General features: G+C 70.1%; 18 protein-coding genes. 12 read left to right on the top strand and 6 right to left on the bottom strand.

Features of this window, described 5'->3' with window-relative positions:
- Positions 1 to 152: 152 nt before the first annotated feature.
- A complete protein-coding gene (locus tag ACZ6JY_RS31950) occupies positions 153 to 848 on the top strand; it encodes an HD domain-containing protein (RefSeq protein WP_469201465.1) in 696 nt (231 codons plus the stop codon).
- On the opposite strand, the gene ACZ6JY_RS31945 is transcribed toward ACZ6JY_RS31950, so the two are convergent.
- Together ACZ6JY_RS31945 and ACZ6JY_RS31940 are read right to left on the bottom strand one after the other, a co-directional pair.
- The gene (locus ACZ6JY_RS31945) at positions 812 to 1,474 is read right to left on the bottom strand and encodes a response regulator (protein WP_469201464.1); all 663 of its coding nucleotides are present in this window, start codon (positions 1,472 to 1,474) and stop codon (positions 812 to 814) included. The two genes, ACZ6JY_RS31950 and ACZ6JY_RS31945, sit on opposite strands and share 37 nt — an antisense overlap.
- Positions 1,471 to 2,595, bottom strand: a complete 1,125-nt coding sequence (locus ACZ6JY_RS31940) for a sensor histidine kinase (RefSeq protein ID WP_469201462.1) — start codon at positions 2,593 to 2,595, stop codon at positions 1,471 to 1,473. Before ACZ6JY_RS31940 ends, ACZ6JY_RS31945 begins: the two co-directional genes overlap by 4 nt.
- A 230-nt stretch (positions 2,596 to 2,825) precedes the next feature.
- Between ACZ6JY_RS31940 and ACZ6JY_RS31935 the strand changes: the two genes are divergently transcribed.
- From ACZ6JY_RS31935 to ACZ6JY_RS31890, 10 genes are all read left to right on the top strand, one after another.
- Positions 2,826 to 3,311, top strand: a complete 486-nt coding sequence (locus tag ACZ6JY_RS31935) for a DUF6223 family protein (RefSeq protein WP_469201460.1) — start codon at positions 2,826 to 2,828, stop codon at positions 3,309 to 3,311.
- A 320-nt stretch (positions 3,312 to 3,631) separates the two neighbouring features.
- Positions 3,632 to 4,936: a B12-binding domain-containing radical SAM protein gene (locus ACZ6JY_RS31930; RefSeq protein ID WP_469201458.1), complete on the top strand. Its 1,305-nt coding sequence runs from the start codon at positions 3,632 to 3,634 to the stop codon at positions 4,934 to 4,936.
- Positions 4,933 to 6,459 (top strand): B12-binding domain-containing radical SAM protein, encoded by a 1,527-nt coding sequence (locus ACZ6JY_RS31925; RefSeq protein WP_469201456.1) that lies wholly within the window; start codon positions 4,933 to 4,935, stop codon positions 6,457 to 6,459. Before ACZ6JY_RS31930 ends, ACZ6JY_RS31925 begins: the two co-directional genes overlap by 4 nt.
- Complete coding sequence (locus tag ACZ6JY_RS31920) at positions 6,456 to 8,225, top strand: AMP-binding protein (protein WP_469201454.1); 1,770 nt, start codon at positions 6,456 to 6,458, stop codon at positions 8,223 to 8,225. Before ACZ6JY_RS31925 ends, ACZ6JY_RS31920 begins: the two co-directional genes overlap by 4 nt.
- The gene (locus ACZ6JY_RS31915; RefSeq protein WP_469201452.1) at positions 8,215 to 8,490 is read left to right on the top strand and encodes an acyl carrier protein; all 276 of its coding nucleotides are present in this window, start codon (positions 8,215 to 8,217) and stop codon (positions 8,488 to 8,490) included. The genes ACZ6JY_RS31920 and ACZ6JY_RS31915 overlap by 11 nt, the downstream gene beginning before the upstream one ends.
- Positions 8,491 to 8,504: 14 nt before the next feature.
- Positions 8,505 to 9,773, top strand: a complete 1,269-nt coding sequence (locus ACZ6JY_RS31910; RefSeq protein ID WP_469201450.1) for a beta-ketoacyl-[acyl-carrier-protein] synthase family protein — start codon at positions 8,505 to 8,507, stop codon at positions 9,771 to 9,773.
- Positions 9,774 to 9,800: 27 nt separating this feature from the next.
- A complete protein-coding gene (locus ACZ6JY_RS31905) occupies positions 9,801 to 10,235 on the top strand; it encodes a PaaI family thioesterase (protein WP_469201448.1) in 435 nt (144 codons plus the stop codon).
- A gap of 19 nt (positions 10,236 to 10,254) precedes the next feature.
- On the top strand, positions 10,255 to 11,040 hold the full coding sequence (locus tag ACZ6JY_RS31900) for an enoyl-CoA hydratase/isomerase family protein (RefSeq protein WP_469201446.1): 786 nt from the start codon (positions 10,255 to 10,257) through the stop codon (positions 11,038 to 11,040).
- Positions 11,037 to 11,942, top strand: coding sequence for an MBL fold metallo-hydrolase (locus ACZ6JY_RS31895; RefSeq protein ID WP_469201444.1), 906 nt, complete (start codon positions 11,037 to 11,039; stop codon positions 11,940 to 11,942). Before ACZ6JY_RS31900 ends, ACZ6JY_RS31895 begins: the two co-directional genes overlap by 4 nt.
- Positions 11,943 to 12,048: 106 nt before the next feature.
- On the top strand, positions 12,049 to 12,825 hold the full coding sequence (locus ACZ6JY_RS31890; RefSeq protein WP_469201442.1) for a tryptophan 2,3-dioxygenase family protein: 777 nt from the start codon (positions 12,049 to 12,051) through the stop codon (positions 12,823 to 12,825).
- Between the two features lie 49 nt (positions 12,826 to 12,874).
- On the opposite strand, the gene ACZ6JY_RS31885 is transcribed toward ACZ6JY_RS31890, so the two are convergent.
- The 4 genes from ACZ6JY_RS31885 to ACZ6JY_RS31870 form a co-directional block, all read right to left on the bottom strand.
- The gene (locus ACZ6JY_RS31885) at positions 12,875 to 14,086 is read right to left on the bottom strand and encodes an ABC transporter substrate-binding protein (protein ID WP_469201440.1); all 1,212 of its coding nucleotides are present in this window, start codon (positions 14,084 to 14,086) and stop codon (positions 12,875 to 12,877) included.
- A 331-nt stretch (positions 14,087 to 14,417) separates the two neighbouring features.
- Positions 14,418 to 15,770 carry an outer membrane protein assembly factor BamB family protein gene (locus ACZ6JY_RS31880; RefSeq protein ID WP_469201438.1) on the bottom strand — a complete coding sequence of 451 codons (1,353 nt, stop codon included), beginning with the start codon at positions 15,768 to 15,770 and terminating at the stop codon, positions 14,418 to 14,420.
- Entirely contained in the window at positions 15,767 to 16,318 is a 552-nt protein-coding gene (locus tag ACZ6JY_RS31875) for a SigE family RNA polymerase sigma factor (protein ID WP_469201436.1), read from the bottom strand. The genes ACZ6JY_RS31880 and ACZ6JY_RS31875 overlap by 4 nt, the downstream gene beginning before the upstream one ends.
- Before the next feature lie 107 nt (positions 16,319 to 16,425).
- On the bottom strand, positions 16,426 to 17,670 hold the full coding sequence (locus ACZ6JY_RS31870; RefSeq protein WP_469201434.1) for a GNAT family N-acetyltransferase: 1,245 nt from the start codon (positions 17,668 to 17,670) through the stop codon (positions 16,426 to 16,428).
- 133 nt (positions 17,671 to 17,803) lie between these two features.
- Here ACZ6JY_RS31870 and ACZ6JY_RS31865 point away from each other — a divergent pair, with 133 nt between their 5' ends.
- Entirely contained in the window at positions 17,804 to 20,557 is a 2,754-nt protein-coding gene (locus tag ACZ6JY_RS31865; protein WP_469201432.1) for a helix-turn-helix transcriptional regulator, read from the top strand.
- Positions 20,558 to 20,567: the final 10 nt, after the last annotated feature.

Here is a 20,567-nt window from a genome sequence, read left to right as displayed (position 1 = left end):
GTCCGTGGGGCATGGGGTGTCTTCATCGGAGATCCTGCGGGATGCGCGCCGTCGAAACAATGGCGCGTCATGACCGAAACAGTTTCGGTCCGAGCGGCTGCCGCCCGTGTGCCGGAGGCTGCGTGCCGGAGCCTGCGTGCCACGATGAAGGCATGAGCGATGAAGGCGCGAGCGATGAACACAGGAGTCCGCTCGCCGACAAGACGCCCTTCCCCGACGATCTCGATGAAAGGCTGCGTGCCCAGCTCACCTTTCTCGTAGAGGTGGACAAGCTCAAGACCGTCCTCCGCCAGTCGCCCCTCATCGCGGCAGACCGCCGTGAGAACGACGCGGAGCACTCATGGCACTTGGCCATGATGGTCGTGATCCTCGCCGAACACTCCGACCGGCCCATCGACGTGGGGCACACGATTCAGCTCGTCCTGCTGCACGATCTCGTGGAGATCTACGCCGGCGACACACCCCTGTACGACAGCGCCGCCGGTGTCGATCAGCGGGAGCGGGAGGTCGTCGCGGCCGACGAACTCTTCACACTGCTACCCAAGGACCAAGCTCAGCGCATGCGAGCCCTCTGGGACGAGTTCGAGGAACGCCGCACCCCCGAAGCCAGATTCGCCAAGGCCATGGACCGGCTTCAGCCACTCCTTCTCAACTGGATGGCCCGTGGTGGCACCTGGCGCACTCCAGGCGTCACCGCCGACGACGTCCGAGCGCGCAAGGCGGTGATCGGTGATGGCTCCGCGGCGTTGTGGAAGGCCGGGCGGCGACTCATCGACGAGGGCGAGAGGCGCGGCTGGTCGAGGGGCGGAGGTCAGCCGTTGCGTGGGGTTACCAGGCCGGATTCATAGGCCAGAATGACGAGTTGGGCTCGGTCACGGGCGTGGAGTTTGGTCATCGCCCGGTTGATGTGGGTCTTCGCGGTCAGTGGGCTGATCACCATGTGCCGGGCGATCTGCTCGTTGGACAGCCCTTGCGCGACGAGGACGACGGCCTCGCGTTCGCGGCCGGTCAGCCCTTCCAGTTCCACGGCGGCGCCGGTGCGGAGCGGCTGGGTGACATACCGGTTGATCAGTTTGCGGGTGATCGACGGTGCGAGCAGGGCTTCACCGCGAGCGGCAACACGTACGGCGTGGAGGAAGTCCTCCGGCACGATGTCCTTGACGAGGAACCCCGCGGCGCCGGCGCGCAGCGCGTCGAAGACGTACTCGTCCAGGCCGTAGTTGGTCAGGATCACGACGTGTACGTCGGTCAGGGCCGGGTCCGCGGCGATGAGCCGGGTGGCCTCGATGCCGTCGATGTCCGGCATCTGGATGTCGATGAGCGCGATGTCGGGCAGGTGTTGCCTGGCCAGGGCCAGGCCCTCACGTCCGTCGGCGGCCTCCGCCACCACCTCGATGTCGTCTTCGAGGTCGAGCAGCGCACGGAACCCGCTGCGCAGGAGCGGCTGGTCGTCCACCAGCAGGACACGGATCACGATGTTCCGTCCACAGGCAGTTCCGCGTGCACGGCGAACCCGCCCTCGCCGCGCGGCTGCGCGTGCAGGTGACCGCCGAGAGCCGTGACCCGCTCACGCATGCCGAGCAACCCGATGCCGGGCGCCGGAGCGCTGTCCGGCGTGGCCTTGCCGTCGTCCTCGACTCGTACGGTCAGGGCGTGGGGAAGGTGACCGACGTAGACCGACGCGGTCGTGGCACCGGCGTGCCGGGCGATGTTGGTGAGCGACTCCTGCACGATCCGGTACACGGCCCGCCCCACCGCCGCCGACACCTCGTGCCGCTGGCCCTCGATCGTCAACGTCGCGTCCAGGCCGGTCGTACGGGAGCGTTCCACCAGGTCCGGGAGGTGGTCGAGACCGTGCGGCGGGGTCCTGTCGTCGTCGCGCAGCACCTCCAGGGTCGCCCGCAGCTCCCGGGACGCCTCACGACCGGCCTCCCGGATCGCCAGCAACGCCTCTGGTACCTCCTCGCCACGCTTGCGGGCCACATGCACGGCCGCCTCCGACTGCACCTTGATGACCGAGATCTGGTGGGTGAGCGAATCGTGCAGCTCCCGCGCGATGTGCAGCCGCTCCTCGTCCGCGCGGTGCCGCGCTGTCTCCTCCCGGGTGCGCTCGGCCTCGTCCGCCCGCCGCTCGGCCTGCCGCAGGGCTTCACCCGCAGCACCGGCCGCGATCAGCCACGCGATCTCCAGGGCGCCACGGGCCTGCGCGAGGGCCTCACCCATGTCGTGCAGGGAAGCCAGCACCGCGAGCGGGAGGGCGGCCAGTAGGGCCACGGAGGCGGCCACCGTGATGATGTGGTGTCCCGCTCGCATCGCGGCGTACACCGCGAACAGGTACGCGACGGCCGGCACATCGAAACCGGCCGCCTGGTGGCCCAGCGCGCACAGACCGGTGACGGCCAGAACGGGAACCGGGGCCCGGCGGCGCACGGCCAGCGCCAGGCCGCCGACCGCCAACAGCACGTAGCCGAGCAGGTCGAGCCCCGCGGTGGAGTGCCCCTCGGACAGCCCCGTCACCAGCAGCGCCACCGCCACACCGACGGCGATCGCCCCGTCCCTGACATCGGCCCGCACACCCAACCGCCCTGTGGTCATACGCGGACCCTAGCCGGAGGCCGGCGCGGGCGAGTCCCGCCCATGGACGAGCGGCCACCTACCGCACCCGCGGTACCTTTCCGGCGCCTGCGGCGTTCGTGGTAGCCGGATGCACTACCCGCGGCAGCGCGAAGTGCCTCCGTCCGCAGGACGACTGGCGATGGGCCCGGCGGCGAGGATCAAAACGGCATCCCGATCCGGGGAGCGAGACGTACGAAGAGGAGAAGGACATGAGCTTGTCGTCAGGAGCCCTGAGGTCGGTTCGACTGCTGCTCGCCGCGGTCGGAACCGCCCTGCTAGGGGTGTTCGTGTCGGCCGCACCGGCCGCCGCGCAGGTTGCTGCCCAGCCGTCCGCCGCCAGTGTCTCCACCATGAGCGCCGGACGGCTCACGGCCACCTCGGCCGCCGTGCTGGGGCTGATCGGCATGGTCGTCGGCGGGCTGGCCCTGGCCCGCCCCCACGGTCGCTTCGGCACTGCCCGCGGGCGACTCGGGGCCAACGTGGCCCTGGCGGCGGGGTTGATCGCCATGGTCCTCGGCGGGGTGGTGGCAGCGACCTCCGACGGCTCTCTCGGCACCGGCAACGGGCTGGGCGGAGCCATCGTCGCCCTGATCATGGGACTGACCGCCATGGCTCTCGGGGGGCGGGCCACCGCACGCTCACGCCACAGCGTCCGCAAGAGCCGCAGGCCCCGTGAAACTGCGACCGGAGGCTGATCGCCGTGGCCTCGCGCTCGGTTCCGGCCGAGTTGGCCGGGACCCGGAGCGGCTCATGCCGCGGCATACGGACCGCCCACCGGCGGACGAGTTACCCGGATCAAGAAACCCCGCGATCGGCCTGCTGGCGTGAATGCGGTGGCCCTACTCACCGGTGCAGTGGGAGGGTTGACATAAATCTTGAGCCGATCCTAGAGTCGCAAACAATCTGTGCACGCTAAACGAAGTGCTTTTCTGTTATCGCGGGCCGGCCGGAACACGGCATGCCTGAAATGGGCCGTATATAAACAGCACATTTTCGTGGCGATAGGGGTCGGCAGATGAAGAGAGTGCTCCTCACGACCGCTCCGAAGGAGGCTCTGGTCGAACCCGTCGGTATCGGCGGGAACTGGTACGACCGGACCGACACCTATATGGCGTGGACCTGCGCGGTGGATCTCGAAGACCGGCTCTCGGTCACCTGTCCGCCCACCGGCCTCCGCTTCATCAAGCACAATGTGCCGGACGTGGAAATCCTTGAGTACCCGACCTGGGACGAATACCTCTGCGCCCTGCGGTCCGAGACCTGGGACATGGTCGGCATCAGCTTCTACACCTGGTCGACGCCCGTCGCGATCGAGATGGCCAAGATTGCGCGCGAGGCCGGCGTGCCGGAGATATGGGCCGGTAACTATGGCGTCCTGTCGCCGGGAATCGACCCCTATTTCACCAAGAAGGTGAAGGGTGCGGGCGAGGCGCCGATCCACGAGTACGTCTACGGCACGCCACTGCCACGCGTGCGGCACCCCGCCATGCTCGGCGAGAGCGGATTTCGCGGACTGAAGTCCCCGGTGGGCTATCTGTATTCGAAACGCGGGTGCAACATCGGCTGCACCTTCTGTTCGACGCCGATCTTCAATCCCAAAGAAGAAGCCATCTTCATGGAGGACACGTACGCGGCGCTCGACGCGTACCGGGAATCCGACGTCGCGCACGTCATCATCTACGACGAGAGCTTCTTCCTCACCAACGACCTCGCCGAACAGGTCGTGGACGCGCTCGCGGAGCGCGAACTCCCGTGGATCTGCCTGACGCGGGCCGACCTGATCCGAGGAAGAGTCCCGGAGCTGACCGACCGATACATGGACGGTGCGATCGTCGGCATCGAGTCGTACCGGGACAAGAACGTCGCCGACGTCAAAAAGCGCGACGACGTCTACAACGTCCGGCAGACCGTGCGCGAGCTGATCGACAACGGCCGCCGCGCCCTCGGCACCTTCATGGTCGGGTTCGCCGAGGACAGCATCGAGGATATGCAGCACGACATCGAGCAACTCAGCGACGAAGGACTGTTCGCCTGCCAGTTGACGCTGCTCACCCCGTTCCACGGCACCCGTCTCTACCGGCAGATGGAACACCTGGTCGACGAACCGGACCTCAGCAAGCACGACCTGTACAACCTGGTGTGGAAGCACCCCAAGATGAACCGCTCCGAGGCACGCGACCTGCTCGCCTGGGCGCAGCGCCGGGTCAACGAGCCGGAGCGCATCGCCGCCAAGCTCAAGCAGGAGATGAAGGAGAAGGTGCGCAGGGAGATCGCGCGCCGCCGCACGACGCCGCTGAGCCCCTCGGGTTCGGCGTCATGAAAAGCCTCAATATCCTCTGCGTGCAGCTCGGATTCCATGAGGCGTATCCCGACGCGTCGACACTGGCGACGACGTACAACGACGGAATCTATTACGTCGCGTCGTTCGTCCAGCAGGAATACCCGGACGCCCGCGTCGAGATGTGCCAGATGTTCTGGGGCGAGAAGCCGGGGGACTTTCCCCTGGCCGACTACGACTACATTCTGATCTCGGCCCTTGCCACCCACTTCTGGTCGAACCTCGACATGCTGGATTTGATCCAGCGCGGCAAACGGCCCGGCTGCGTGGTCATCATGGGCGGCCCGCACGCCGCGTTCGCCCCCTACGAGGCGCTGCGGTACGCCGATTACGCGGTGATCGCCGAGGGCGAGATCCCCGCCGTCCAGCTCATCAAAGCGCTGGAGGAGGGCGAGCCCCTCACCGAGGTCGACAACCTGGCCTACATCGGGGCCGACGGCAAGCTGGTCCTCAACACGGTCGCCCGCTACGGGAACATCGCCACCGCGATCAACCCGAAGTTCCTGGCGCGCGCGCCGAAGCTGCACTGGGCCACGGTCTCCATGTCACGCGGCTGCCCGTTCGCCTGCTCCTTCTGCTATGCGATCCGCCTGCTCGGGCGGCGATTCCGCACCAAGACGGCGGCGGACGTCCGCAGCGAACTGGACGCCATCTACGAGCAGACGGGCTGCAACCGCTTCTACGTCACGGATCTCAACTTCACGACCCGCAAGGACTACTGCCGGGAAATCGCCGAGACATTCCGGGACCGCGGCTACAAGTTCATCGCCATGAGCCGCGTCAACCACGCCGATGACATCGACCTGGTACTCGACCTCAAGCGGTCGGGGTTCGACGAGTACTGCCTGGGCGTGGAATCGGAGGACCCGAGTGTCCTTCAGGCGTTCAACAAGCGCGTCGATCCCTCCGAGCAGACGCGGCGCCTGCTGGCTTTCGCCGAGAACGACATCGCCATCCATTCCGCGATCATCTTCGGGCTCGACGTCCAGGACCGGCAGGCGATCGAGGCCACCGCCCGCTGGTGTGCCGAGGCCCGCATCATGCACCCGGTGTTCGTGTGCCTCGCGGAGTACCCCTTCCAGAATCTGCTGTACGGGGCGCGTCAAGACGTCGAGGACCACCGGATCATCATGGAAGTGCCGACGTATCAGCATTACTCGTTCGTCGGCATCTTCCCGCGGGAGATGCGCCCGAGCACGTTGCAGCGCGGCATCCTCGACAGCTACGACATCTTCTTCAAGCGGGCGTTCGAGATCGAGACACGGCCCCAGCGGCGGGCCCGCCTCAAGGCGTACGCGCGCAGTGTCGACCGTGGCCGAGCCGGGATGCAGCAGCACATCGACTTCCTCGAACAACTGGAGAAGCCGTACTACACCGCGGCAGGAACCCTGCGGGAGCACGCGCTGAAGGCGGACTTCGACGCCCGCCACGGAGAACTCCGCGCATGGCTGACCCGCTCGGCCAAGTCCACCGACGTGGAATTCGTGAAGAAGTACGCGCGATGACGGCTCAGGACCGGGCGGACACGGTCATCGGCGCGCTGCTCGACAGTGCCGCCCGCACCCCGGACCGGCCGGCGTTCCACGTGATCGAGCGGTCCGAGGAGGAGTTCGCGCTCAGCTACGCGGAGGTATGTCGCCTCGTCGGCAAGGCCGTGGCCGGCCTCGACGCGCACGGGATCAGGGAGGGCGAGCGCCTCCTCGTCGTCCTGCCCACCTCGCGGGACTTCCTCGCGGTCTACCTGGGCTGCCTCTACGCGGGAGTCGTCCCCGTCATCGCGGCGGAACCGACCGGCGGCGACCCCCAGCACTACACGGCAGGCCTGCGGGGCCTCGCCGAACAGGCGCAGGTCAGCGGAGTCATTACGACCCCGGAAGCGGCGGACTCCCTCGCGTCGTACCTGCCGGCCACGGTCACGACCCCCGACGCGCTGCGCGGCGAAGCCCGTACGCTCGACTCCCCGCGAGCCACTCCCGGATCGCTCGCCCATCTCCAGCCGACCTCCGGTTCGACCGGAGCCCCCAAGCTGGCCATGGTCCGGCACGGCAACATCACCGCCAACGTCCGGGCGATCGCCGGGGCCATACGGGCCAGACCCACCGACACACTGGTGAGCTGGCTCCCTCTCTTCCACGACATGGGCCTCATCGGAATCTCCTACGCGCTGCACGCCCACATCCCGATGGTGCTGTCGGACCCCGTCAACTTCCTGCGGAACCCGCTCTCATGGCTGCGGTGGATCAGCCGCCACCGTGGCACCCTCTCGCCCGCACCCAGCTCCGCGTTCCACATCTGCGCGCGAGTGGCCAAACGACGGCCCCCCGCCGACCTCGACCTCTCCTCCTGGCGTGTCGCCCTCTGCGGCGCGGAACCGGTGCACGAGGCCACACTGCGCGAATTCCAGTCGACGTTCGCGCCTCACGGGCTGCCGGACACGACACTCAGGCCTGTGTACGGACTCGCGGAGGTGACGCTGGCGGCCACCATCTCGGACGTCGGCCGCCCCTACTCCGCCGACCGGGTGGACGCGGAGGCCGTCGCGGCCAAGGGGCGTGCCGAACCCCGGCCGGTCGACGATCTCCGCAGCCTGAGCATGATGTGCGTGGGCCCGGCGATACCGGGCCATCGGCTGAGGGTGGTCGACGGCGACGGAACGCCGCTGCCCGACCGCGCCATCGGTGAGATAGAGGTGGCGGGCCCCAGCGTGATCGACGGCTACCTCCCCGAGCGCGGCGCCACGGCACCGGACACGCCGGAACAGGGCGCCGAAGAGACGGCCGTCGACGAGCGGCTCAAGCGCCCCGACGGCTATCTCCGCACGGGCGATCTGGGCTACCGGCTCGACGGGGAGCTGTACGTCACAGGACGCCGCAAGGAGATCGTGATCATCTCCGGGCGCAACTACATACCCGACCAGATCGAGCGGTTCGTCGAAGCCGTCGCCAAGAGCCCGCGCACCCCCGCGGTCGTGGCGATCGGCGTTCCCGACCCGACGCTGCCCACCGAGCAGCTCCACCTCCTTCTCGACGAGCGGATCGGCGAGGGCCGCGACCGGCGGACCATCACCGACCAGGTGCGCGGCGCACTGGCCGAGGCGTTCGGCATCAGCGGCGTCACCTGCCACTGGATCCGGCGGGCGCAGCTCCCCAGGACCACCAGCGGCAAGATCCAGCGCCATCTCTGCCGAGAGATCATCGAGCAACGCCCGCCGTTCCGCCGTACCGACGAGCCGACGCGTGTGACCTTTGGAGGGGCACCTGATGCAGGATGAGAAGCAGGACCAGGAGCTTTTCGAGAAGATCGTCAAGCATATCGGCGAGTTCGTCGAAGCCGACGTGTCCCACCTGACGCGGCAGTCGAACCTCGGCAACTCCATCGAGGGCATGAGCTCACTCAAGATGGTCGAGCTGCTGCTCTTCCTGGAGGACTGCTTCGGTGTCGACTTCGACGAGTCCGTGATGGACGATTTGCAGACCATGTGGGATCTGGAGCAGTACGTCCGGCGCACACTGGACGCGTCGGGGCAGCGAGCCTGACGGCACGGGTCGACGTGGCGCGACACGGCGTGGTGGTCACCGGGATGGGTGTGGTGTGCCCGCTCGGCTCGACGGTCGACGAACTGTGGCAGGGCCTGGTCACCGGACGTTCCGGGATCGCGCCGGTGACACGCTTCGACCCCGGCCGCTTCCACAGCCGCCACGCCGGTCAGGTCGACGACTCCGCCGTCACGTTCGCGCCCGGCCCGCTCCGGTTCGAGACCGGACGCATGAGTGCCTTCGTGCGGTACGCGCTGTTCGCCGCCGAACGGGCACTCGACGACAGCGGTCTGGCCGCGGCAGCCGGGGGCGAGGCGGGCAACGCGGCGGCTCACCGCCCGTGCCCTCCGGAGGGCGGCGTGTACCTCGGGGTGGCCATGGGGGGACTGCCCAGCATCGAGGCGGGCGTGCTGAGACAGGAACAGCAGGGCGTACGCAGGACCAGCCCGTTCCTGATCCCCTCGCTCATCCCCAACATGGCGGCGAGCGTGATCGCGCTGCGTCTGGGCATCGAGGGCGAGCAGATCACGGTCGCCGGTGCCTGCGCGAGCGGCGTCCAGGCGATGGGGCAGGCGATGCGCGCCATCCGGTCCGGCGCCCGCACCTGGGCCATCGCCGGCGGCGCCGAAGCGGTCATCACCCCGGTCACCTACTCCGGTTTCCAGGCGATGAAGGTGCTCAGCCGGCACGACGACCCGAAAACCGTCCCGCGCCCCTTCGACCGCTCACGGGACGGGATCGTCGTCGGTGAAGCGGCCGCCGTCTTCGTCCTGGAGGAGCGGGCGCACGCCGAGGCGCGCGGCGCGGTGATCCACGGCGAACTGACCGGCTTCGACACCAACAGCGGGGGCGACAGCCTCACGGGCCTCTCGGCCCGCCACGTCACGCGGTGCATGGCCGGCGCCGTCGCCGACGCCGGGCTGGAACTGGACGCGATCGACTGCGTCTTCGCCCAGGCATCCGGCATGGTGCAAGGCGACGCCGCCGAGCTGGAGGCGCTGCGCGCGCTCACCGCGGAGACCGGCCACCGGCCGACCGTCACGTCGATCAAAGGGCATGTGGGCTACTCGTTCGCCGCGAACGGCCCGCTGAATCTCGCCACTGCCCTCATGGCACTCCGTCACCAGGCCGTCCCTCCCACACGGAACCTGACGGAGACCGACCCGGAGTTCGACAAAATCGACATCGCCCGCGAGGTCCGCGGGGCGAGATTGCGCCGGTGTCTGATCAACGCGTTCGGGTTCGGCGGGATCAATGCGAGCCTCGTCGTGTCCCTCGTATAGTCGTGCCGCCGCCCATGGAGGATTACTGTGTCGACGCACTTCGAGAAGCTCACCCGTTGCTGCATGCAGTGCAAGATCTCCCGGTTCCTCGGCAAGACCATCGAGATCGAGGAGGCCGGGCGCGCGCGGGTGGCCATTCCGTTCCACGCCGACCTCACCCAGAACGCGGACTTCCTGCATGCCGCCATGATGTTCGAGGTCGGGGACACCGCCGGGTTCGTGGCGGCCAACTCGATGGAGGAGACCTTCAGCGTCCTGACGGTCGACTACCACATCAACCTGATCAGGCCGGTGCAGAAGGAGGGCATCCACGCCATCGGCACGGTGGTGACCGCGGGCAAGACCCTCTACGTCGCGCGCAGCGACATCTACAGTGACAGCGGCAAGCTGGTGGCGGCCGGGCAGGGCACGTACACGGTGTCGAAGATCCCGCTCACCGACCTCGAAGGTTACGCCGACTGACCGGGCGGAGGACCGGCGAGTGATCGATGTATCCGACCACGACGGCATCGCGATCCTGACCCTGAACCACGGGCCGGTGAACGCCCTGGACCGAGAACTGCTCACCCGGATCCCCGAGGCGCTGGCGGCCGTCGGCGACGCCCGCGCGGTCGTGCTGACCGGCAGCGGGCGGTCCTTCTCGGCGGGCGCGGACCTCAAACGGGTGGTCGACGGCGGCCTGGAGTACGCCGAGACCTTCCACCCCGCCCTGCGCCGCGCCACGCTCGCCCTGTTCGGGCATCCGCGGCCGGTGGTCGGGGCGATCAACGGGCACGCCCTGGCCGGCGGCTGCGTGCTCGCCGCCGCCTGCGACATCCGGCTGATGTCCGGCGGCACCATCGGACTCACCGAACTCGCCGCCGGGGTTCCCTTCCCCACCGTGTGCCTGGAGGTCGTGCGCCACGCCGTCGGCCCGGCCCTCGACGCGATGGTGCTGGGAGCCGGTCGCCTGACGCCCGAGCAGGCCCGCGCGAACGGCCTCGTGCACGAACTCGTCGAGCCGGACCGACTGCTGCCCGCCGCGCTGCTGCGCGCACACGACCTGAGCCGCGCGCCCTCGGACGTCTACGCCCTGGCCAAGCGCCAGTTGCACCGGCCGACCCTCGACCGTATCGACGCCGCGCGGTCGGCGGACGACGGCGAGGTACTGAAGATCTGGGGCTCCGAGCACACCGGCCGGACCCTCCACGCATATCTGGCCTCGCTGCGGCCCCGAGCTGTCGGCACAGAGATCAGGCGGCCCGCGCCAGAAGGAGAAGCCCCGTGACGAAACCCGTACTCGACCGCGCTGACCGGTTGCGACGGCCGGCGGGAATCCACCGGCTCCAACTGGGTGACACGAAGGTCCACTACGTGCCCGACGGCGACGCGCGGCTTCGGCCGCGTGCCATGTTCCCCGACACCACTGATGACACGTGGGCCGCCCGCCCGGAGTACCTGGATGCCACGGGCCACCTCGTGGCGAGCATCGGCGCACTGCTGGTGGAACACGGTGACCGCGCCCTGCTGATCGACACGGGCTTCGGGCCGCAGACGCTCCCGGCGGCCCAGGACGGCCCGGTCGGCGGCATCCACGGCGGCACACTCCTGGAGAATCTGGCCACGCTCGGCCACACCCCGTGGAGCATCGAGGCCGTCGCCTTCACCCACCTGCACACCGACCACCTCGGCTGGGCCTGGCATCCCGCCCCGGGCGGCGACCGGTCCGCCTTCGCCCACGCCGATTACCTGGTGTCCGAACAGGAGTGGGCCCAGCGTCACTCGCAGGCGGATCAGGGCATGGCCGAGGAGATCGCAGCCATGACGCCACGCGTACGCACGGTGAAGGACGGCCAGGAGATCTTTCCGGGCGTGCAGGTGAGGGTCTCCGCCGGCCACACGGCCGGTCATGCCGAGTACGTCATCACCTCCGGTGGACAGCGGCTGATCGCCTTCGGCGACGCGCTGCACTCGCCGATCCAGGTCGGCCACCCCGCATGGTCCTCGGCCTTCGACCACGACCCCGCAGGGGCCGCCGACCACCGCCACCGACTCGTCGCCGAACTGGCGGAGCCCGGCACGACCGGCTTCGGCGGCCACTTCGCCGATGTGGTGTTCGGAAAGGTCCGGCAGGACGGCACGGACCTCGCCTGGCACCCCCTCGACTCCCGCACCGCCGGTGGCCACTGAGTGGTGTGCGGGCGCAGGGCCGGCCTGACGTATTGATCTTCCCGCCGTAGGAGTCGCCCTTAGCGGCGCGTGCTCTTTAAGTAACGTAAAGTAATCGAGGCGGTGAGTGAGTCACCGGCCGGGCCGCACACGGGCCGAATCCGCGCGGCGTCGAAGTTCCAGAGGGTGTCGTCGGCCTGTCGAGACGTCGCGAAGGGTGGCTGTGGAAACGCCTTACGAGTGCTATTTGCGCCTGCCGGCTCTGCTGGACCTGCAACGTCCTCGGACGGCCGAGGACAAGCCGGCGCAGTGGGCCGACGAGCACTTCTTCATCGCCGTGCACCAGTCCGCCGAGGTGCTGGCCGGACAAGCCCTGGTCGACCTGGACAGGGTGAGGGACCCGGCTCCGGGCCGCCTGTCCGCGGCCCCGGAGGGCTGTCGGCTTGCGTACGTGCGCCGGGTCACCGCGGTCGTGGAGCTGCTGGAGCAGCACCTCGCGGTCCTGGAGCATCTGTCACCGGCCAGCTTTGCCGCCTTCCGGCCGCTGCTGGAGAACGCGAGCGGCGCCCAGTCCAGCCAGTTCGCCACGCTGTTCGCCCGCATCGACGAATTGGCCTCGGGGTCGACGCCGAAGCCGACGCCCACGCCTACGCCGAATCCGTCGGGCACCGCCGCCACGGCGCGTCCGCCGGACGGCCCGGGCGGGAAAGAGGCGGCGCAGGCGTGGTGGGAACTGCGCGCGGCGGTCGTCCGGTGGCGTACGCGGCATCTGCTGCTGGTCGAGCGGATGATCGGTGACCAGCCCGGTACCGGCGGCACCTCGGGGCTGGCCTACCTGCGGGAGCGTATCGGCCTGCCGCCGCGTGACACCGATGCCGTACACCCCGGCCCGGACGCGACCTGAACCCCGCGGGGTTCGCCCGGCCACGCGACAGCATCCGCACGGGCCCCGCTCAGCCGACGGCGATGAGGTCCGCGGTGACCGGGACGTCGGGAGTACGGGAGTTGGTGACGACCTGAAGGCGCGGACCGTCGTCCGAGGGCTGCCACTGGCCGCCTGCCAGCGGCAGCAGGGCGATGTTGGGAGTGGGCCCCGCGGTCCAGTCCAGGGGGCCGACGATGGTGTCCAACCGCGTGCCGTCCAGGGTCTCGGCGATGGCTTTCCGGTCGGTGGGGTCGGCCGTGGTGGCCAGGGTGTGGTGGGCGACTTCGACCAGGGCGTGAGCCAGGCCCAGAGGCTGTAGCCAGGGTTCGGCGGTGGCCTGCTGGTAGGCGTCGGCGAGGTCCTTGCAGCTACTGCCGTCCAGGCTGGAGCGGTACGGGTGCCCGGGCGACCAGTACACGAGGGTGCCCACCCGCATGTCTGCCAGCTCGTCGCGCACCTCGGCGGAGCGGGAGACCGCGGCGTGCGGGTAGGTAAGCCAGCGCGAGCAGGTCACCAGCCGCGGACGCAACCCGCTCTCACGGGCCTGACGCAGGAACAGCGCCAGGTCGGCGGCGGTGGCAGCGCTGGTGACGACGTCCACGTCGGCGGCCCGCATCCGCTGAAGTTGCGTGGTGAGGTCGTCGGCCGGTTCGTGGTAACCGCCCGGATCGATGAGCCGGTGTCCGCGCCGGGTCGCCGCGGGCGCGAACCCGAACTGTTCATCGCGCGACAGACGGCCCTGTAGCCCGTCGTTCCACAGACACCCGACGGTCACCTCGCCATCGAGCCGTTCCCACAGGTCGGCGAACGCGTGGGCGATGTCGTCCAAGCCCCAGGCGAAGTGGTAGGTCCAGTCGAAGCGGGCCAGCGGATCCCCGCGCCGCGCGGCGCCGAAGGCCTGCCAGGGAAAGGTGGTCGACACACACGGCACGCCGAGCTCCTCACAGGTCGAGGTCACCGCGGGCAGTACCTGCGTACCCGCCATCGTCAGCACCAAGGAGGCCCGGTCCCGCTCGGCCAGCTCCCGCACGGCCTGCCGGGCCGCATCCGGCTCCGAGCGGCTGTCCCGCACGGTGACCCGCAGACGGCGGCCGCCGTAGGTCATGCCGTCGAGCCGTGGCCGCAGGGCCCGCAGCGCGAACGACAACGGTTCGCCCAGCGCCGCCAGCCGTCCTGTGAGCGGTGCCACCACCCCGACGCACACCGTCGCCGCAGTCTCCGCCCGCGTCCCTGCGCCCATCGTGGTCCTCCGCTCATGGCCGGCCGCGTTCCAGGTGCCTTCGCACCTACGGGGGCGACGACGTGCCGGCGGGGACACAACCCCGCCGTGTGAGGATGCGGCGTCGGCTTTCGGCGTCACCGCGCCTTTCGGCGCACCGCGCCGACGCTCCGGGGTCGCGCCGACTCCCGCTGCGGTACTCAGCTCTACGATGCGCCACAAACGGCACTCGCGCACGGCGTGACGGGCCACCGCGGGTGGGTGGGTGCGGCAGGGAGGGCTTTCGGCCGTGCAGCCGGCCGCAGGGCCGGGCCGGGGCGAGGCGAGGCGCCCCGGCCCGGTGTCCGTGGGGTCAGTCGTTGAGCCGCGGCAGGAGCGAGACGAGCCTGCCGTCCTTCTGGGTGATCAACGCGTCGCCGTAAAGCATGACTTGGGACGTGTATCCCATACGCGACCGTGGCCCCGGCTCGCGGGTGTCGACGTGCCCGTGCCAGACCTGCTCGCCCGTCCGCAGATCGAGCCCCGACAGGTCCCCGGTCGGACTGAAGAAGTACACGACCCCCTGCCCCGTCGACACCACGGGAGCAGCGATGGCATGCACGGTGTCCTTGTCGGGCAGCTTGAATCCGACCGGACGTGACCACAGTGTCTGTCCCGTGGTCAGTGAGTGGACCGAGGCCTGGCCCTTCCAGTCCACGGTGATCAGCCGATCGCCGACCACCTCGGATGTGGCGACCCCGGCATGGGCCCGGCGAGTGTGCGAGGTCTGTTCGCCTGAGCCGCTGACGGCGGTGATCAGCATGTTCCTGTCGGATGTGTCCCTCTCCCGGACGAGGAACATCCGGTCGCCCGAGGTCCCGATCAGTTGCTGCCTGCCGGGGACGGTGGTGACCTTCGTGGTGCTTCCGTCGACGGGGTCGAGACGGATGACGTCCGTGTCGTGCGGCTTGTCGGTGTCCCGCGTGCAGAGCAGATGGGGTACGCCGCCCAGCACCGCCCGTTGGCAGGCCGTGCCCTTGGCCCAGGTGTGACGCCACTTCTCCTTGCCGGTCAGCGGGTCGAGGGCCGACAGCGTGCGCAGGGAGGGGGTGTTGGCGAGGACGGCGCCGTTGATGAGCATGGCGGCCTGGTCGGTGCGGTCGTCCTGCGGCATCTCGACCGACCACAGCACATCGCCGTTGTCGGCGTCCACCGCCATCAGGTCGGTGCCTCCCATGTAGTCACCGTCGGGCTGGTTCTTCGCGGTGTGGTTCCGGTACGCGTAGACCACGTCGTCGCGTACGGCGAACGGCCGGTCGATCCCGTCGCCTTCCCGGTTGACCTTGACGGCCCACAGGCGCTTGCCGGTGCCGGCGTCGAACTTCGCGGCATCGTACTTGGAACCGCTGCAGTACAGCGCCGAGCCGTGCACCAGGCAACCCCGGCTGCCCGCGTCCGGGGCGTCGGTCTGCCAGGGCTTCCAGCCCTCCGGCGAGGCGGCCGGCCGTGCGGACCGCTCCGGCCCGGCCTCGGTCCCGCCGAAGCCGAACGCGGCCCCCGCGACGATCGCGGCAACAGCGGCCGTCGCCCCCGCGGCCTGCGAGAACCGGCGCCTGCCGCGCCGCCGCACCACCTGCTCGGCCAGATTCCCGGGTGCCCGCACCCCGTCCAGGGCGACCGAGTGCAGTGTCTCCCGGACCTTCTCTTCCACATGCTCCGTGGTCATCCCCGCATCTCCTTCGCCGTAAAGCTGAGCGGCCGCGGCTGCTCCGCGGACCGTTCGGGACCGAGCTCCGGTACGAGCCCGCGCAGTTTCTCGAGCGACCGGTGCGCCGTGCTGCGGACCGTGCCGACAGGGCACCGCAGCAGAGCCGCCACCTCACCCTCGGGAAGATCCTCGAAGTAGCGCAGGACGACCACGGTCCGCTGCCGTTTCGTCAGTCGGCCGAGCGCCGCCCACAGCGCGATCCGCAGTTCGGAGTCCGACTCGACGCCGGCCTCGCCCCCGCGCTCGGGCAGCACCGGGACCGTCGTCTCCGCGCGATGCCTGCGCAGCCGCCACCGGTTGACCTGCTGGCGGTACAAGATCTGGCGGACATACGCTTCCGGTTGCTCGATCTGCGCCCAGCGTCCGTACGCCTTCATCAGCGCGATCTGCAGCAGATCCTCCGCGGCATGCCGGTCCCCGCCCGTGAGCAACACCGCAAGCCGCAGCAGCGCGGTGGAGCGCATCGCCACGAACTCCCGGAAGTCATCATGACTTGAGGCCTCCATCGACCCTCCCCTTCTTGCCGACCCTCACGACGTGATGAGTCACTCGCGGCTATCCCTCGGCGGGCGAACATTGTTTGTTCCTACAAGGCGGGGAGGCGCGGAGGGCGTCAGAAGGCCGGGAACGCCCCGCCCGAGACGTGGAACGGCTCCCGCTCGCCGCGGAACGCGACAGAGGCCGCGGCCACCGCGCCGGGGCGCAGTTCCTCGATGCGGCCCGCCGCGGCGAGCGCCGCGAGGGTGGGTCCGCCGAGGTAGGCCGAGCCGAGCTCGGTGGCCGACAAGCGCAGGTCGGGTCGGACATCACGTACGCGCTCGCAGGTGACCGAGTCGAGACCGTCGGTGCTGAGCCGGTAGCGGCCGGCGTTCCAGGGGCAGACGTCGTCCTGGACATCGAGGACGACGTCCAGGGCGGTGGCATAGCGGCGGGCCGTGAGCGCACGGTCCACGTCCACCAGGCGGACCCAGAGGTTGTCGACCACCGTGGTGTGCGCGGGGCGCGGGTCGACCAGGAGGTGGCTGAGCGGCTCGTCGACGGCCGCGTCGTAGGTGAGCCGGCTGTGGGCGTCGAGGGTGATCACGAAGTTCCACAGGGCCGCGTACGAGGTGGTGGTGAGGGCGGCCAGTTCGACGAGCCGCACCGTGTCACCCTTGGAGCGGTACAGGGCGTAACCCGTCGCCGTCCCGTCGGGTTCGGTGTGCACCGCGAAGCGCAGAGCCGTGGCACCGTCACGGTCGGGTCCGGCGTCGTCCCGCAGGCGGGCGGCCCAGTACTTTTCGGTGCGGTCGACCCAGCCGACCGTCCGCCGACGGGCCTGGTCGTAGACCTTCTCGAACAGTGGGCGGGCCGCGTCGGGGGCGAGGAGGCGGATGGTGCCGGAGCCCAAGTCGCTCTCCGGGCGCAGCCGCATGGCCCGTTTGTCGGCGTCGACAACCGCCAGGTGGCTGGCGATGCCGTAGCCGTAGCGGCCGTAGATGGTGGCCTCTGCGGCGTTGAGCGCGGCGATCGGCTCGCCCTGCGACTCGTGCAGGTCGGTGAGCTGCCGGCGCATCATCGAGGTGAGGATGCCGCGCCGGCGGTGGGTGGGGAGCACGGCCACGAGCGTGATGCCCGCCACGGGGACGAACGCGCCGGGAACCGTCAGCGTGCGGCCGTACACGGAGACGCCGCCGACGATGTCCTGGCCGTCGTACGCGGCGAGCGTGCGCGCCGGTTCGATGGTGCGGGCGGCGTTGCGCAAGGCACCGTCCCGCCAGTCCTGACCGTACGTCGTCGTGACCATGGTCGCCCAGTCGTCGAACTCATGGGCCTCGATGGTGCGCAGCGGATGGCGGGGGCTGTCACTCGTTGTCACGTGCCTTGTTGTCGCGTGCCGTGTTGTCATGTGTCCACCGTCGCCGGGTAAAGACCCCCGGCGCATCCGGCGAGTTCGGTATTTACGGCGGGCGTTTATGCTGCTCGTCATGGTGGGGGTTCGGGTGGATCGTGTGGCCAGCCCGGTCTACGTCGGCCGGGACGAGGCCCTGGCAACGCTGGCGGACACGATGCGCACGGCGACCCGGCACGGGCCTGCCGTGGTGCTGGTCGCCGGTGAGGCGGGAATCGGGAAGTCACGGCTGCTCGCCGAGTTCGCCCGCTCGCTGGAGGAGTCCGTACGTGTCGTCGAAGGTGCCTGCACGGAGTTCGTGAGTCTTGGGGGAGAGGGCTTCGCGTACGCGCCGTTCGTGGCCGTGCTGCGTCGGCTGACCAAGGGCAGAGCCGTCACCGCGACCGCCCCCGGCTACCGGGAACTGTCACGCTGGCTCCCCGAGTTGGGCGAGCCCAGCGCGGCGGACACCGGGAAGCACCGGCTGTATGAGGAAGTGCTCGCGCTCATCGAGGAGACCGCCGCGGAACGCCCCCTCGTACTGGTCGTCGAGGATCTGCACTGGGCGGACGCGGCCTCCCGCGAACTGTTCGCCTTCCTCGCCCGCAACCTGACGCAACCGGGCATCCTGCTGGTCACCACCTACCGGCCGGACGCGGCGCGGCTCGGCCAGTTGGGGCCACTGCTCACCGAGCTGGCCCGGGGCCCGCGCACCACCACCCTCCGCCTGCCCCGACTCGGCCGGGACGACGTCGGACGGCAGCTCACGGCGATCCTGGGCGCCGCGCCGGACGGCCCCACCATCGACCACGTGCACCGGCGCAGCGAGGGCAACCCACTGTTCGTCGAGGCGCTCGCCCACGCGGACGAGGGGACCCCGGACAGCCTGCGTGAGCTGCTCCTCCAGGGCCCACGCGCGCTGCCCGCCCAGGCCCGCCGCCTGCTCGGCCTGGCCTCTGCCGGAGGCAGCCGGATCACGCACCGCCTGCTGGAGGAACTGGCGGACGAGCGCGGTGACCGCCTGGACGCCGTCGTCCGGGTCCTGGTCGACCACGGACTGCTGATCCCGGACGGTGACGGCTACACCTTCCGGCACGCGCTCGTTCGCCACGCCGTGTACGAGGATCTGCTGCCCGGCGAGCGCGCCCGGCTGCATGCCCGCTACGCCGAAGCCCTGAGCACCGGTGACGCCTACGCCGAACTGGCCGCGCACGCCGCCGCGGCCGGCGATCACGCGGCCGCCCTCACCGCCGCGTACCGGGCCGCAGGCCAGGCCCGGCGCTCCTACGCGCACGCGGACCAGGCCCACATGCTGGAGCGAGTGCTCGACGCGTGGGGCCGTGCACCCGATGCGGGCGCGCGGCTGGGCGTGGACCTTGCGGGCGTCCTCACCGAGGCGGCCGAAGCGTGCATGTTCAGCGGGGACTACGAGCGCGGCGTCGAGCACGCCACCGCCGGTCTCGCCCTGCTCGACGAGCGCCGCGCCCCCGAGCGTGTCGCTCTGCTCCTGGAACACCGCGGCAGGTTGCTGCACCGCCTGAACTCCGTCGGCACCGCCGACTTCCAACGAGCCCTGCGCCTGCTGCCCGACGACCCGGACCACATCCAGCGCGGCAGGGTGCTCGGCATACTGGCCATGGGCCTGCTCCCGGGCTCCGCCACGGCGCGGCGGGCGTTCGACGAGGCGCTGCGCATCGGGCGGCGCACCGGCGACGCCACCGTCACCGTCCGCGGTCTGCTGGGCCGCGGAGCCCGCCACCGTGATCTCGGCGCGCTGGTGGAGGCGAGCGCCCTCGCCGAACGACTGGAGGGCCACGACCTCCTGCTGACCGTGCCGATGTACGAGGCCACGCTGCACACCCGCAACGGCGAACACCGCCGCGCGATCGACACGGCGCTCACCGCCGCGGGACGTGCGCACCGGTTCGGCCTCGGCCTCAGCAGAGGCGCCGACCTGACCTGCTACGCCGTACGCGCACTCATCCTGACCGGCGAGTGGGAGCGGGCGACCGCGCTCCTCGACGAGGCGTCGGCACAGAGCCTGCCGCCCGTGCAGGACCAGTTCCTCCGTTCCCTGGCCGGTCAACTGGCGCTGCTCCGCGGCGATGTACGGGCGGCGGAGGCCGCGCTGGTGGGGACCGCGGACGCCCCGCACGATGCCTCCATGTACCACCAGTACCGGTGGCGGCCCCTGCTCGCCCTCGCCCAGGGCGATCCGGAACGCGCCGACCGGCTGCTCGGACAAGCCCTCGCGGACCCGGGGCTCGCCGAACTGCACGGCATCGACTCCCGCCCCGTACTGATCACGGGAGCGCTGGTGCAGCGGGCCCGCGGCAGCGCGCACGGCCCGGCGGTGACGGCCCGACGCGCCGAACTGTCCGCCAAGGACGCGACGTACGGTGTCGGGGAAGACGGGGTGTACGACCGGGCGCTCCGTACGTACCTGCACGCACTGCTCGACGACACCGGTTGGGAGCGGGCTATCGCCGCGTGGCGGGAGCTCGGCCAGCCCTATGAACTGGCGCAGAGCCTGCTGTACGGCGGGCGGGCCGCACTGTCCGACGGAGACCGCGAGGGTGGGCGGGCGCTGCTCGACGAGGCGGGGAGACTGGCCGCCGGGCTGGGCGCGGCTCCCCTCACCCGGCAGATCGCCCTGTCCGCCGGTCCCGCCCCGGACACGGGCGGCCTCACCCCGCGCGAACACGATGTACTCGCCCTCATCGCCGAGGGCCTGAGCAACCGCCGCATCGCCGAACGCCTCCACATCTCCCCGAGCACGGCAGGCGTCCACGTCTCCCACATCCTGGCCAAACTCGCCGTCACGACACGTACGGAAGCGGCGACCGTCGCCCACCGGAACGGGCTCGTGCGTTAGGCCGCTCGGC

The organism is Streptomyces sp. NPDC046335 (assembly GCF_055587985.1).
The sequence above is the reverse complement of the archived record's forward strand: the minus strand, read 5'-3'. Positions and strand labels throughout refer to the sequence as shown.